Annotated in this window: 13 protein-coding genes; 4 read left to right on the forward strand and 9 right to left on the reverse strand. The window is 70.3% G+C overall.

Annotation, left to right across the window (positions count from 1 at the left end; all coding sequences use genetic code 11):
* Positions 1–9: 9 nt before the first annotated feature.
* Positions 10–732, reverse strand: coding sequence for an SDR family NAD(P)-dependent oxidoreductase (locus FFS51_RS00005; RefSeq protein ID WP_137877119.1), 723 nt, complete (start codon positions 730–732; stop codon positions 10–12).
* Positions 729–1,439 carry an SDR family NAD(P)-dependent oxidoreductase gene (locus tag FFS51_RS00010; RefSeq protein ID WP_045247451.1) on the reverse strand — a complete coding sequence of 237 codons (711 nt, stop codon included), beginning with the start codon at positions 1,437–1,439 and terminating at the stop codon, positions 729–731. The genes FFS51_RS00005 and FFS51_RS00010 overlap by 4 nt, the downstream gene beginning before the upstream one ends.
* Positions 1,440–1,551: 112 nt before the next feature.
* Here FFS51_RS00010 and FFS51_RS00015 point away from each other — a divergent pair, with 112 nt between their 5' ends.
* Positions 1,552–2,490 carry a LysR family transcriptional regulator gene (locus FFS51_RS00015; RefSeq protein ID WP_045247452.1) on the forward strand — a complete coding sequence of 313 codons (939 nt, stop codon included), beginning with the start codon at positions 1,552–1,554 and terminating at the stop codon, positions 2,488–2,490.
* A gap of 63 nt (positions 2,491–2,553) precedes the next feature.
* On the opposite strand, the gene rlmN is transcribed toward FFS51_RS00015, so the two are convergent.
* Entirely contained in the window at positions 2,554–3,795 is a 1,242-nt protein-coding gene (gene rlmN, locus FFS51_RS00020; RefSeq protein WP_045247453.1) for a dual-specificity RNA methyltransferase RlmN, read from the reverse strand.
* Positions 3,796–3,845: 50 nt separating this feature from the next.
* Here rlmN and FFS51_RS00025 point away from each other — a divergent pair, with 50 nt between their 5' ends.
* On the forward strand, positions 3,846–4,481 hold the full coding sequence (locus tag FFS51_RS00025; RefSeq protein WP_045247454.1) for a LysE family translocator: 636 nt from the start codon (positions 3,846–3,848) through the stop codon (positions 4,479–4,481).
* Positions 4,482–4,523: 42 nt separating this feature from the next.
* Positions 4,524–5,360: a Cof-type HAD-IIB family hydrolase gene (locus FFS51_RS00030; protein WP_045247455.1), complete on the forward strand. Its 837-nt coding sequence runs from the start codon at positions 4,524–4,526 to the stop codon at positions 5,358–5,360.
* Between the two features lie 66 nt (positions 5,361–5,426).
* Here the strand turns inward: FFS51_RS00030 and FFS51_RS00035 are convergent, their stop codons facing one another.
* The 6 genes from FFS51_RS00035 to FFS51_RS00060 all read right to left on the reverse strand — a co-directional run bounded on the left by FFS51_RS00035 (position 5,427) and on the right by FFS51_RS00060 (position 12,136).
* Positions 5,427–6,266 carry an SDR family oxidoreductase gene (locus FFS51_RS00035; protein ID WP_045247456.1) on the reverse strand — a complete coding sequence of 280 codons (840 nt, stop codon included), beginning with the start codon at positions 6,264–6,266 and terminating at the stop codon, positions 5,427–5,429.
* Between the two features lie 26 nt (positions 6,267–6,292).
* A complete protein-coding gene (locus FFS51_RS00040) occupies positions 6,293–7,063 on the reverse strand; it encodes an enoyl-CoA hydratase/isomerase family protein (protein ID WP_137877120.1) in 771 nt (256 codons plus the stop codon).
* Positions 7,060–7,821 carry an SDR family NAD(P)-dependent oxidoreductase gene (locus FFS51_RS00045; protein ID WP_137877121.1) on the reverse strand — a complete coding sequence of 254 codons (762 nt, stop codon included), beginning with the start codon at positions 7,819–7,821 and terminating at the stop codon, positions 7,060–7,062. Before FFS51_RS00045 ends, FFS51_RS00040 begins: the two co-directional genes overlap by 4 nt.
* A gap of 166 nt (positions 7,822–7,987) precedes the next feature.
* Positions 7,988–9,499, reverse strand: a complete 1,512-nt coding sequence (gene glpK, locus FFS51_RS00050) for a glycerol kinase GlpK (RefSeq protein ID WP_056209758.1) — start codon at positions 9,497–9,499, stop codon at positions 7,988–7,990.
* A gap of 41 nt (positions 9,500–9,540) precedes the next feature.
* On the reverse strand, positions 9,541–10,296 hold the full coding sequence (locus FFS51_RS00055; RefSeq protein WP_056209756.1) for an MIP/aquaporin family protein: 756 nt from the start codon (positions 10,294–10,296) through the stop codon (positions 9,541–9,543).
* Between the two features lie 118 nt (positions 10,297–10,414).
* The gene (locus FFS51_RS00060; protein ID WP_431463254.1) at positions 10,415–12,136 is read right to left on the reverse strand and encodes a glycerol-3-phosphate dehydrogenase/oxidase; all 1,722 of its coding nucleotides are present in this window, start codon (positions 12,134–12,136) and stop codon (positions 10,415–10,417) included.
* 128 nt (positions 12,137–12,264) lie between these two features.
* Here FFS51_RS00060 and FFS51_RS00065 point away from each other — a divergent pair, with 128 nt between their 5' ends.
* Positions 12,265–13,239: a sugar-binding transcriptional regulator gene (locus FFS51_RS00065; RefSeq protein ID WP_048809066.1), complete on the forward strand. Its 975-nt coding sequence runs from the start codon at positions 12,265–12,267 to the stop codon at positions 13,237–13,239.
* Positions 13,240–13,243 lie beyond the last annotated feature (4 nt).

Below are 13,243 nucleotides of genomic sequence, written 5' to 3' on the forward strand. Positions count from 1 at the left end.
TCCAGGGGGTCAGTGGGCGGTGAGTCCGCCGTCGATGGCGTAGACCGCACCGGTCACGAACGAGGCGTCGTCCGAGAGCAGGTAGTCCACGAGGGGGGAGATCTCCTCCGGGCGCGCGCGACGGCCGAGCGGGGTCGCGTCGCTCGTGCCGCCGGCAGGTTCGTCGTCGTTCATCGCGGTGGCGACGCCGCCGGGGCAGATGACGTTGACGCGCACCTCGGGGGCGAGCTCGATCGCGGTGGCCCGAGTGAGTCCGATGAGCGCGGACTTCGTGGTCGCGTAGCCGGCGTAGCCCGCCGAGCCGACGAGCGCGGCCGTCGACGACACATTGACGATCGCGCCGCGGGACTCGCGCAGCAGCGGCGCGAACGCGCGCGTGCCGAGCAGGGGGCCGAGCACGTTGACCCGCTGCTGCAGATCCCAGTCGGCGACGGTGACGTCGGCGAGCGCCGCGTACCGCAGCACGCCCGCGTTGTTGACGAGACCGACGACGGATGCCGCGGCCCCCAGCTCGTCTGCGAGTTGCTGCCAGGACGTCTCGCTGGTGACATCCAGATTGCGGTACTCGGCGTCGAGGCCGTCGGCGCGCAGCTCGGCGGCGGCCGCCTCGCCGGCCTCATCGAGCACGTCGGCGAGGATGACCCGCACCCCGCGCCGCGCAAGGCGGGCCGCGTGGGCGGCGCCCTGGCCGCGCGCGGCGCCGGTGATCACGACCGTCCCGGCGGAGCTCATCGGATCACGTCTCCACCCGAGAGCACCACGGTCTCGCCGGTCATGAACGCGACCGATGCCGGGTCGACGAGGATGCGCACCCACGCGGAGATCTCCTCCGGGCGGGCGACGCGACCCAGCGGGATCGACGCGGCCGCGGCATCCATTCGTCCGGTTGCGGCGTTGCCGGGGGTGGCCACCCAGCCGGGGGCGATGCCGTTGACCCGAATGCCGGCGCCGGCGAGCTCGAGGGCGAGCGACTTGGTGAGCATCGTGACGGCCGCCTTCGAGGCCCCGTACAGCAGCTGGCCGCGGGAGACCTCGTAGGCATCGACCGAGGCGAAGTTCACGATCGCCGAGCCGTCACCGAGGTAGGGCCGAGCGGCGGCGATCACGTTGAGCACACCGAGCACGTTGATGTCGAAGATGCGACGGTAGGTCGCCTCATCGTAGGTGTCGAGGGTCGTGGGCGGGTAGATGCCGGCGATGTTCGCGATCGCGTCGATGCGGGAGCCGGGGGCGAGGGCTGCGGCGAGCGCCGCCTCGAGGGCGTCGCGGTCGCGCACATCGGCGACGAGTGGCACGAGCGCATCGGCGGGTCCGGTTGCAGGCGCGGTGATGTCGACAGCGAGCACGTGCCATCCGTCGGCGAGGAACGCCTCCACGGTGGTCAGCCCCATCCCGCTCGAGGAGCCGGTGATGAGGATGGTGCGGGGCGAGGCGGACATCGGCGGGGGACCTTTCGTCGGGGGTGTGAAGACAGTGCACCAGCAGACGAAAGACAGGGCAAGCCTGACTATCTTTTGATAGATATAGGCAGAGCCTTGAGTAGGAGATCCCATGGGACTGCCCACCGTGCGCCAGCTGGAGTACTTCGTGACCGCCGCGCGCCTCGGCACGTTCGCGGCCGCGGCCGCCGCGCATCACGTCGCACAGCCGAGCCTGTCTGAGCAGATCACCGTGCTCGAAAAGTCGCTTGACCTGGCCCTCTTCACCCGAACCTCACGTCGCCTGCTGCTCACCGACGCCGGCAAACAACTGCTGCCTCTCGCCGAACGCGCGGTCGCGAACGTGACCGAGGTCGCCGACATGAGCCGCCGGGTGAAATCGGTCGACCAGGGCACCGTGTCCTTCGGCACCTTCAACAGCGCACATCTCTATCTGCTGACCGACCTCATCAGGGAGTTCCGCACCCGGTTCCCCGGCGTGCGAATCCGAGTGACCGGTCTCAATTCCGCCGAGGTCGCCGACGCCGTCCGCGACGGCCACCTCGAAGCGGGGCTCGTGCAGCTGCCGATCGACGACCGCGAGCTGACCGTCACCCCGAGCGTCTTCGTCGACCAGGCCGTGTACGTCACCGTCGACCCCGACAACGCCCGCGGGCCGATCGACATCACGACGCTCGCCCAGCGCCGCCTCATCCTCTCTGAAGCACGGTGGTCGAACGACGATCCGCTGCGCGTCTCTCTGCTCGAGCGGGCGCAGAGCGCTGGCGTGACGGTCGAGCCGATCGTCGAGGTCGAGTTCCAGACGCACGCGCTCGAGCTCGCCGCCCAGGGCGTCGGCGACTCGCTGGTGTCGTTCCACGTCGGCCGATCGATGATCGCTCGGCGCGGGATGTTCTGGGCGCCACTCGACCCGCCCGTGGTCGAGCACTACGCGTTCGTGACGCGCCGGTCGGGGGCGATCTCGCCCGCGACCCGGGAGTTCATGCGGCTCGCGCAGCGCATCCTCGCCCGCGTCGAGCAGACGGCGCCATCGGTCGACCCACCCGCCTGAGCGGTGCCCCGGCACGGACATGCCGCCCGAGACGCGGCCTCCTCGCGCGCGGCGACGAGCGCGTCAGGCGACAGGCGCGCCCGCTGCGGCGGCCTCGTCCTCGGCGGTCGCGACAAGCTGCCCGCAGGCGCCGTCGATCTCCTTGCCTCGGGTGTCGCGCAGGGTCGTCGGCACCCCGGCGTCGTTGAGGCGGCGCACGAACTCGTCCTGCACGTCGCGCTCCGACGAGGTCCACACCGAACCGGGGGTGGGATTCAGCGGGATCGGGTTGACGTGCACCCAGCCGCGCCCGCGCTGGTTGAGCTTCTCCGCCAGCAGGTCCGCCCGCCACGCGTGGTCGTTCATGTCCTTGATGAGGGCGTACTCGATCGACACCCGCCGACCGGTCTTCTCGTAGTAGGCGTAGGCGGCGTCGAGCGCCTCGTCGACCTTCCACCGCGAGTTCACCGGGATGAGCTCGTCGCGCAGGTGGTCGTCGGGCGCGTGCAGCGACAGCGCGAACGTGACCGGGATGTTCTCGTCGGCGAGCTTGCGGATCGCGGGGACGAGACCCACCGTCGAGACGGTGATGCCGCGGGCGCTCATACCGAGACCGTGGTCCTTGTCGACCATCACCCGCACGGCCTGCATGAGGCGCGCGTAGTTGGCGAGCGGCTCCCCCATGCCCATGAACACGATGTTCGTCACGCGCTCATCGGGGTGGGCGGCCGTGCCGAAGCCGCCGTCCCGGATGAGCCGGTTCGCCCGCACGACCTGCTCGATAATCTCGGCGGCCGACATGTTGCGGGTGAGGCCCGCCTGCCCGGTCGCGCAGAACGGGCAGTTCATGCCGCACCCGGCCTGACTCGACACGCACAGGGTGATGCGGCCCGGATACCGCATCAGCACCGACTCGACGAGCGCACCGTCGTGCAGCTTCCACAGGAACTTGATCGTGTCGCCGCGGTCGGTCTCGAGGCGTCGCACCTCGGTCAGCAGGGGCGGGAGGAGTCCGGCGACGAGCTCGTCGCGGCCGGTCGCCGGCAGGTCGGTCATCGCCGCGGCATCCGAGGTGTAATGCCCGAAGTAGTGCTTCTCGAGCTGCTTCGCCCGGAACCCCGGAAGACCCAGCTCCACCGCCTTCACGACGCGCTCGGCCGGGGTGAGGTCGGCGAGGTGCACCGGCGGCTTGCCCCGCTTGGGGCTGGCGAACTGCAGCAGGGGGCGACCGGTGGCATCCTTCTTCTGCTGCCAGCCCTCGGTGCGCGGCCGCACCTGGCGCACGCCCGACGTCGCGGCGGGCTCGTTTGCGGCTGCGGGGGTCATGGTTCCAGGGTAGGGCGTCGGGCGGATGCCGCGGCCATTACGCTGTGCGGGTGGTTCCCGCCGACAGCCTCGTGGCGTTCGTCATCGCGGCGGCCGTCATCATCGTGGTGCCGGGCCCCGGGGTGCTGTTCATCATCGGACGCTCGCTCGCGCTCGGTCGCGTCGGCGGCCTCGTGAGCGTGCTCGGCGGCGCGCTCGGCCAGGTTCCTCTCGTCGTCCTCGTCGCGTTCGGCGTGGGAACGATCGTGGCCTCGTCGCCGCCGCTGTTCCTCGCGGTGCGCATCGCGGGCTCCGCCTACCTCGTCTACCTCGGCGTGCAGGCGATCCGTCATCGGCGGCGGCAGGCGTCGACGGATGCCGCGACCCTCCCGCCCGCGTCGCGGTGGCGGCAGCTCGGCGAGGGCTTCGTCGTCGGCGTCACGAACCCCAAGACCATCGCCTTCTTCGTCGCCGTACTGCCGCAGTTCGTCGCGCCGGCGGCGGGATCGGTGCAGCTGCAGCTGCTCGAGCTCGGTCTCGTGTTCGTCGCGATGGCGGTGCTCTCGGATGCCGTCTGGGCGCTGGTGGCCGCCGGGGCGCGCGCCTGGTTCGGACGCTCGCCCCGCCGCATCCAGACGTTGACGGCGACCGGCGGCGCCATCATCATCGTGCTCGGCGTCGCCCTGCTGTTCGTCGGAGGCCACTGACCGCGCCCGTAGGCTGGGAGCACGACCCCCTGGAGCCCCACAGTGACCGCATCGCGCCTCGTCTTCCTCGACATCGACGGGACCATCCTCGATCACGACCAGCGGTTCTCGCCGCGCGTGGCGGAGGCCGTGCACACGGCCCGCGGAAACGGCCACGTCGTGCTCATCTGCTCGGGCCGTTCGCCGGTCGAGATCTCGCATCGCATCCACGCGATCGGCTTCGACGGGGTCATCTCCGCCGGCGGCGGGTTCACCGAGTTCCAGGGCGAGCTGGTGGCCTCCCACACCCTCCCCGAGGACGCCGTGCAGCAGCTCATCGAGTTCTACTCGCGGCACGAGGTCGAGTTCACGCTGCAGGCGTTCGAGAACGTGTACCCGAGCGCGGGGCTGTTCGACCGCATTCGCCCGATCCTGCACGCGCGGGCGGGCGGCGACACCGAGGCCGAGCGCGCCGACCTCGCCCGTCTTGCCGACCGCTTCTCCCGCAGCGGCGCCGCACCCCTCACCGGCATCGCGAAGTCGACGTTCTTCGGCGTCGAGGCGACGACCTACGCGACCGTGCGCGACGGACTCGGTGACCGCTTCCACGTGATCACCGGCACCGTGCCCTACCTCGGCGAGGCCGGCGGCGAGGTCACCTACCCCGGCATCGACAAGGGGGCGAGCATCGTCGAGCTCGCCGAGCGCCTCGGTGTGCCGCTCGAGCGCACGATCGCGATCGGCGACGGGTCGAACGACATCGAGATGCTGGGTGTCGCCGGCGTCGGGATCGCGATGGGCAACGCGGATGCCGCGGTCAAGGCCGCCGCCGATGAGATCACCGCGAGCGTCGACGACGGCGGCGTGTACGCCGCGTTCGCCCGCCACGGGCTCGTCTGAGTCCGCCGGTCAGGCGGCATCCGATCGCCGGCGGCCGCCCCGCGCGGGGGCGACCGTCGGCGGCGATCAGTCGAGGAAGATGTCGGGGAACAGGTCGCTGTCGGGGGTTCCGGGCACCGCAGCGTAGGCCGAGAAGTCGGTGATGCCGGCGTCCTCGAGCACGTCCTCGACGATGAGGGTCTGCCCGGTGTACTCGCGCGACGGCTGCAGCAGCACCTCGTAGGCGGCGTCGGCGTAGATCTCCGGGGTGCGGCTGACCTTCATCATGCGGTCACCGCCGAGCGCGAACTGCACCGCGGCGGTCGCGATCGTCGTGCGGGGCCACAGCGTGTTCGCCGCGATGCCCGACGAGGCGAACTCCGCGGCGAGCCCGAGGGTGACCATCGTCATCCCGTACTTCGCGAGCGTGTACCCGGTGTGCGCGCCGAGCCACTTCGACGAGAGGTTCAGCGGCGGCGACAGCGACAGGATGTGCGGGTTCGGCGCGTCCTTGAGCACGGGAAGCGCGGCCCGCGACAGCAGGAACGTGCCGCGCACGTTCACCCCCTGCATCAGGTCGTACTTCTTGGTCGCGAGGTCGAGCGAGCCCGACAGGTCGATCACGCTCGCATTGTTGACGACGATGTCGATGCCGCCGAACTCACCCTGGGTCTTCAGCACCGCCTCGGTGATGTCGTCCTCGTTGCGCACGTCGCCGACGATCGGCAGGGCGCGTCCGCCCGCCGCCTCGATCGCGGCGGCCGCGGTGTGCACAGTGCCCGCGAGCTTCGGGTGCGGGGTGTCGGTCTTCGCGATCAGCGCGATGTTCGCGCCGTCGCGCGCCGCGCGCAGAGCGATCGCCAGGCCGATGCCGCGGCTGCCGCCGGACATCAGGATGGTCTTGCCTGCAAGGGATGCCTCGGTCATGTCTCTCCTCGTCGAGTGATGGGGCGTCAGCGCCGGGTTGCCGCCGCGGCGAACGCGGCGATGCGCGCCTGCGCCTCGGGGGTGTCGAAGGCGGCGCCGATCGACGCGGCCTCGTCGGCGACGGCATCGGCGAACGGCCGCCGCGTGCCCGCACGCACGAGACGCTTGGCCTGGCCATACGCGCCGGCGGCTCCCGCGATCCACTCGCGGGCCACCTCGACCGCGCGCGCCTGCACGCGGTCGGGCTCGACGACTTCGGCGACGAGCCCCCAGTCGAGGGCTTCCTCGGCGGGCAGCAGCCGCTCCTGCAGCACGAGCTGCAGCGCGCGACGCTCCCCCACGGCGCGGGCGAGCTGCGCCGTGACCGACAGATCGGGGGTGAGGCCCATGCTGGCGTAGCGGCTGCCGATCTTCGAGTTCTGGCCGACGATCGCGTAGTCGCTGGCGAGCAGGATGCCGAGCCCGCCGCCCGCCGTCGTGCCGTGCGCCGCGGCGACCACGGGCACGCTCGACTCGGTGAGTGAGAGGATGCCGCGCGAGATCACGTACGCGAGGTCCTCGAGCGCGCGGGCCGAGCCGATGCCCGACGCCATGGCGAGCACGTCGCCGCCGGCGCAGAACGCCGGACCCGCGGCATCCACCACGATCGCCTTCACATCGGGGCGCGCGGTCGCGTCGGCGGTCGCGTCGGCCCAGGCGTACGCCAGGGCGTCATCGAACGCGTTGAGCCGCTCGGGGCGGTTGAGGGTGAGCCGCGCGAGGCCGTCCTCGACGGTGTAGAGCAACGGGTCGCTCATCGCGGTGCCATCCGGATCGCGCCGTCGAGACGGATCGTCTCGCCGTTGAGGTAGCCGTTGCGCACGATCTCGGCGACGAGCGACGCGTACTCCGCGGGCTTGCCGAGGCGCTGCGGGTACGGCACCTGCTGGCCGAGCGAGTCCTGCGCGGGTTGCGGCAGACCGGCGAGCATCGGGGTCTCCATGATGCCCGGCGCGATCGTCGCCACGCGGATGCCGTAGCGGGCGAGCTCGCGGGCGATCGGGAGGGTCATGGCGTGCACGCCGCCCTTCGACGCCGAATAGGCGGGCTGGCCGATCTGCCCGTCGAAGGCCGCGACGCTCGCCGTGTTGACGATGACGCCGCGGTCGCCGGACTCGGTGGGCTCGCTCGCGGCGATCGCCGCCGACGCCTGTGCGATGACGTTGTACGTGCCGATGAGGTTGACACGGATGATGCGCTCGAACTCCGCCAGCGGGCTCGGGGTGCCGTCGCGCTCGAGCACCTTGGCAGGCGGGGCGATGCCCGCGCAGTTGACGACGACGCGCAGCGGGCCGGCCGCGACGGCCGTCTGCACCGCGGCGGCGACCGCCTCGGGATCGGTGACGTCGGCGGGGGCGAACGACCCGCCGAGCTCCGCGGCGCGCTCCGCGCCCGGGGACGAGGGCAGGTCGACGATCGTGACCGTGGCGCCGAGCTGGGTGAGGCGCTGCGCCGTGGCGAAGCCCAGGCCGCTCGCGCCGCCGGTGACGAGCGCGCTCGCTCCGGTGATGTCCATGTGCTCTCCTTCGAACCGCGCGGGCGAGGGCCCGCGGCATCCGTCGTCAGCCTAGTCGCGGGATCGAGTCTCGACCAGCGTGGGACCGAGTTTCATGCCGGATGCCGCGGGAACGACGAGGGCGCGGGCGGCCGAAGCCGCCCGCGCCCCGCGGTCAGGTGTGCGCTCAGCGCACGTCGGCGTCGACCCAGTCCATCGACTTGGTGACGGCCTTCTTCCACAGACGCAGCTGACGGTCGCGCTCGTCGGCGTCGAGCTTCGGCTCCCAGCGACGGTCCTCCTGCCAGTTGGCGCGCAGGTCGTCGAGGTTCGACCAGAAGCCGACCGCGAGGCCGGCCGCATAGGCGGCACCGAGCGCGGTGGTCTCGGCCACGACCGGACGCACCACCGGCACACCGAGGATGTCGGCCTGGAACTGCATGAGCGTGTTGTTCGCGATCATGCCGCCGTCGACCTTCAGCTCGGTCAGGTCCACACCGGAGTCGGCGTTGACCGCATCGAGCACCTCGCGGGTCTGGAAGGCCGTGGCCTCCAGCGCCGCGCGGGCGATGTGACCCTTGTTGACGTAGCGGGTCAGACCCACCAGCGCACCGCGGGCGTCCGGACGCCAGTACGGCGCGAACAGACCCGAGAATGCCGGCACGAAGTAGACCCCGCCGTTGTCCTCGACCGACTTCGCCAGCTCCTCCACCTCGGGAGCGCTGGAGATGAGGCCCAGGTTGTCGCGCAGCCACTGGATGAGCGACCCGGTGACGGCGATCGATCCCTCGAGCGCGTAGTGCGCGGGCTGGTCGCCGAGCTTGTAGCCGAGGGTCGTGAGCAGGCCGTTCTTCGAGTGGACGATCTCCTCGCCCGTCTGGAAGATGAGGAAGTTGCCCGTGCCGTAGGTGTTCTTGCTCTCACCCGGATCGAACGCCGCCTGGCCGAAGGTCGCGGCCTGCTGGTCGCCGAGGATGCCCGAGACCGGGGTCTCGCGCAGCAGCGACGAGTCCTCGACCGTGCCGTACACCTCGGAGGACGAACGGATCTCCGGCAGCATCGACAGCGGCACGCCGAAGTCGGCGAGGATGTCCTCGCGCCACGACAGCGTCTTCAGGTCCATGAACAGCGTGCGGCTGGCGTTGGTGACGTCGGTCGCGTGCACGCCGCCCTCGGGGCCGCCGGTGATGTTCCAGAGCACCCAGGTGTCGGTCGTGCCGAAGAGGAGGTCGCCCGCCTCGGCGCGCTCGCGTGCACCCTCGACGTTGTCGAGGATCCACTTGATCTTCGTGCCCGAGAAGTAGGTCGCCAGCGGCAGGCCGACGATCTCCTTGTAGCGCTCGGTGTCGCCCTTCGCCAGCTCGTCGACGATCGACTGCGTGCGGGTGTCCTGCCACACGATCGCGTTGTAGACGGGCTCACCGGTGTTCTTGTCCCACACGACGGCGGTCTCGCGCTGGTTGGTGATGCCGACGGCGGCGATGTCGTGACGGGTCAGGTCGGCCTTCGCGAGCGCGATGCCGATGACCTCCTGCACGTTCTGCCAGATCTCGACGGGGTTGTGCTCGACCCATCCCGCCCTGGGGAAGATCTGCTCGTGCTCCTTCTGACCGGTGGCGATGATGCTGCCGGCCTTGTCGAAGATGATCGCGCGCGAGGAGGTGGTCCCCTGGTCGATCGCGATGACGTAGGTGCTCATGTTGTGGTGACTTCCTTGTCTGTTCGAAGGATGGTGTCGGATCAGTGGCCGAGGTGCAGGAGCACGGGGGCCGCGACGGCGGCGATGGCACCACCGATGAGCGGTCCGACGACCGGGACCCACGAGTAGGCCCAGTCGCTCGAGCCCTTGCCCTTGATCGGCAGCAGCGCGTGCGCGATGCGGGGGCCGAGGTCACGGGCGGGGTTGATGGCGTACCCGGTCGGGCCGCCGAGCGAGGCGCCGATGCCGACCACGAGGAGGGCGACCGGAACGGCCGTCAGCGGGCCGAGGCCACCGGGGACGCCGATCTGGATGTCGCCGTAGTCGGCGAAGGCGAAGATCACGAAGACCAGCACGAAGGTGGCGATGATCTCGGTGACCAGGTTCCAGAAGTACGAGCGGATCGCGGGGCCGGTCGAGAAGACTCCGAGCTTCGCCGCCGGGTCGGGCTCGGCATCGAAGTGGTCGCGGTAGGCGAGCCAGGTGAGCACCGCACCGATGAACGCACCGAGGAACTGGCCGCCGACGGCGGTGCCGAACTCTGCACCGTCGATCTTGCCGGCGATGAGCAGACCGAACGAGACGGCCGGGTTCAGCTGCGCACCGGAGTACGCCGAGACGAGCACACCCGCGAACACCGCGAGGCCCCAGCCCCAGTTGATCATGAGCGTGCCGCCACCGAAGCCCTTGTTCTTCGCCAGGATGACGTTGGCGACGACACCGCAACCGAGCAGGATGAGCATCCCCGTGCCCACCACCTCGGAGAGGAAGTACAACCCCAGGTTGACTGATGACATGTCGACGTTGACCTTTCGTTTTCTCCGGCACGACGCCTCTGCCTCGACGGCGCCGGCCCGGCTCTATGAGTGACCTGAGTGATGTGTCCGCCGGTGTCAGGTCGCACCGGAGCTGGTGTCAGGCGGCGTGGAAGGCGACGCCTGATCGGGTGACGTCGATGCGGTGGGCCTCGGAGAGCGTGCGCACGGTCTCGGCGACCTGCGACTGCACCTCCTCGTCGCTCCAGTGCATCGACTCCTGGATGCTGCGGCCGATCTCGTCGAGCGCGGCGAGGGTGAGACCCCCGACGAACGCGATCGAGGTGCGGCGCAGCAGCAGATCGAGAAGGCTGACCACGTCTTCGGATGCCGCGAGGTGCGCGAGCTCGGAAGCGGTGTAGCCGGGAACCTGACCCAGGTCGGCCTCGCCGACCGGAAGTGCCGCGAGCAGCGGCGCGGCCTTGGTGCCGTAGCGCTCGAGCATGCGGTCGACGAAGGCCGCGTCGTGCCCTGCCGCGTGGTCGATGATCCACGAGCGGCGCTGTCCGTCGGAGCGGGGATAGCCCTTGCCGCCGCCGATCTGCAGGGTGGCGGTGGAGGCGGTGCGCGTGACGCCGAGGATGGTGGTGACATCCGTGCTCACGTGCTCGGAGAGCGCACGGAAGGTCGTCCACTTGCCGCCGACGAGGCTGAGCACCGGGGTGCCGCCCAGGGCGCCCCTCTCGATGCGGTAGTCACGGGAGACGAAGCCGGGGGCGAGGTCGTCGTGACGCGGGAGCGGGCGGATGCCCGAGAACGTGTAGACGATCTGCGAGCGGTCGACCGCGATGCCGGGGAAGACGTGACCGACGAGGTCGAAGAAGTAGTCCACCTCGTCGTCGGTGCACACGACGGGCTTGCTCGGGTCTGCGTTGATGTCGGTGGTGCCGACCATCACGCGGTCCTTGAGCGGGTAGATCAGCACGATGCGGCCGTCGGAGTGCTCGAAGAAGATCTCGTTGCCCCGGGTGGCGGCGAGCAGCTCGGGGTTGTCGAGCACGATGTGCGAGCCCTTCGTCCCTCCCATGAAGCGGGTCGGGGTGCCGAGGGCGTCGTTGGTGAGGTCGGTCCAGGGGCCGCTCGTGTTGACGATGACCTTGGCGGTGAAGGAGAAGCGCTCGCCCGAGACGGTGTCGCGCAGCACGACCGACGAGCCGTCGGAGGCGGCGGCTTCGAGATAGTTCGCCGCCCGTGCACGGTCGCCGCCGACCTCACGGCCGTCCTGCAGCACGTCGTACGCCAGACGCTCGGGGTCGTGCATCGAAGCGTCGTAGTAGGTCGCGGTGTAGGCGACGTCGGGGTTCATGTCGGGGAACTCGCGCAGCGACGACGCGCGGCGGGCGAAGCGGTGACGTGGCACCGTACCGCCGTCGCGGGAGAAGGTATCGTAGATCATGAGCCCGACCTTGATCAGCAGGGCGCCGCGCTCGCTGGGCTTGCCGGTGCCGTGCGTGACGAGCAGACGGAAGGGGGCGGAGAGGATGCCCGCGAAGGTGCGGAAGATCGGGATGGTGGTCTGCAGCGGCCGCACGTAGTGGGGCGCGGTCTTCAGCAGGCGGTTGCGCTCGGTGACGGCCTCCTTCACGAGGCGGAACTCGCCGTTCTCGAGGTAACGCACGCCACCGTGCACCATGTGGCTCGATGCGGACGAGGCACCCGAGACGAAGTCGCCACGCTCGACGAGCGCGACATCCACGCCCTGCAGGGCCAGGTCGCGGAACGTGGCGAGACCGTTGATCCCGCCACCGATGATGAGCACGTCTGCCGTAGGGCGCTCGCGAAGGGCGGCGACGGACGAACGTAGGGGGGTCGGCTCTGACACGCTCACGGTGAAACTCCTCATTGACAGACACCCTCAGAGTGGACCCGTTCGCACGTTCGTGCAACCAAAGTGCAAGAATGTGCATCCCGGGGAATCGACTGCACATTCGTGCGAAGAGGATGGTCGCAATGTCAGAGGATGCGAACGCCACGCGCTCGCGCGACGCCCTGCGGGCCGCACAGCTCTATTACCTGCAGGACCGCAACATGGACGCGATCGCGAACGAGATGAAGATCTCGCGCTCCTCCATCTCGCGCCTGCTCGCGTACGCGCGCGAGAGCGGACTCGTCGAGATCACCGTGCACTCCCCACAGGAGGCGGCGAGCCACCTGACCCAGCGGCTCGGCGAGCGCTATGGCGTCACCGTGCACGTCGTGCCCACCCGGCCACGCGTGACCGAGGCCGAGCGGCTCGAACGCACCGCGATGTCGGCGGCGCGGATCCTCGCGATGATGGCCGACTCGAACATGGTCATCGGCGCCGCCTGGGGCGCCACCCTCTCAGCCATCGCCCGCAACCTGCCGCGGAAGGCGCTGCACAACAGCCACGTCGTGCAGATGAACGGGGCGGCGAACGTCGAGACATCCGGCATCGGCTACGCCGGGGAGATCCTGGACCGCTTCGGGCGCGCGTTCGATGCGCGGGTGCACTACTTCCCCGTTCCCGCCCTCTTCGACGACCCCATGACCAAGCAGGCGATGTGGCGGGAGCGCTCGGTGCGCTCCGTGCTCGACGTGCAGGCGCGGGTCGGGCTGTTCGTGTTCGGCCTCGGCTCCCCCAAGGCCGACGTCCCCTCCCACGTCTACGCCGGCGGCTACTTCACCGCCGACGACATGCACACCCTCGCGCGCTACGACGTGGTGGGCGACTGCGCGACGGTGTTCTACCGCGGCGACGGCACCCCCGACGGCATCCCTCTGAACGGTCGCTCGAGCGGCCCCGACTTCGAAGCCGTCAAGCGCATCCCGCATCGCCTGTGCGTCGTGTCGAGCGAGTCGAAGCTCGACGCACTGCGCGGCGCACTGCGCGCCGGGATCATCACCGATCTCGTCGTGGAGGAGACCGTCGCGCGGCGGCTCTCGGCGACCGTCGACGCCCCCTGACGGC

The sequence above is a fragment of the Microbacterium sp. 4NA327F11 genome (assembly GCF_005503465.1).
In the GTDB taxonomy this organism is placed as follows: Bacteria; Actinomycetota; Actinomycetes; order Actinomycetales; family Microbacteriaceae; genus Microbacterium; species Microbacterium ginsengisoli.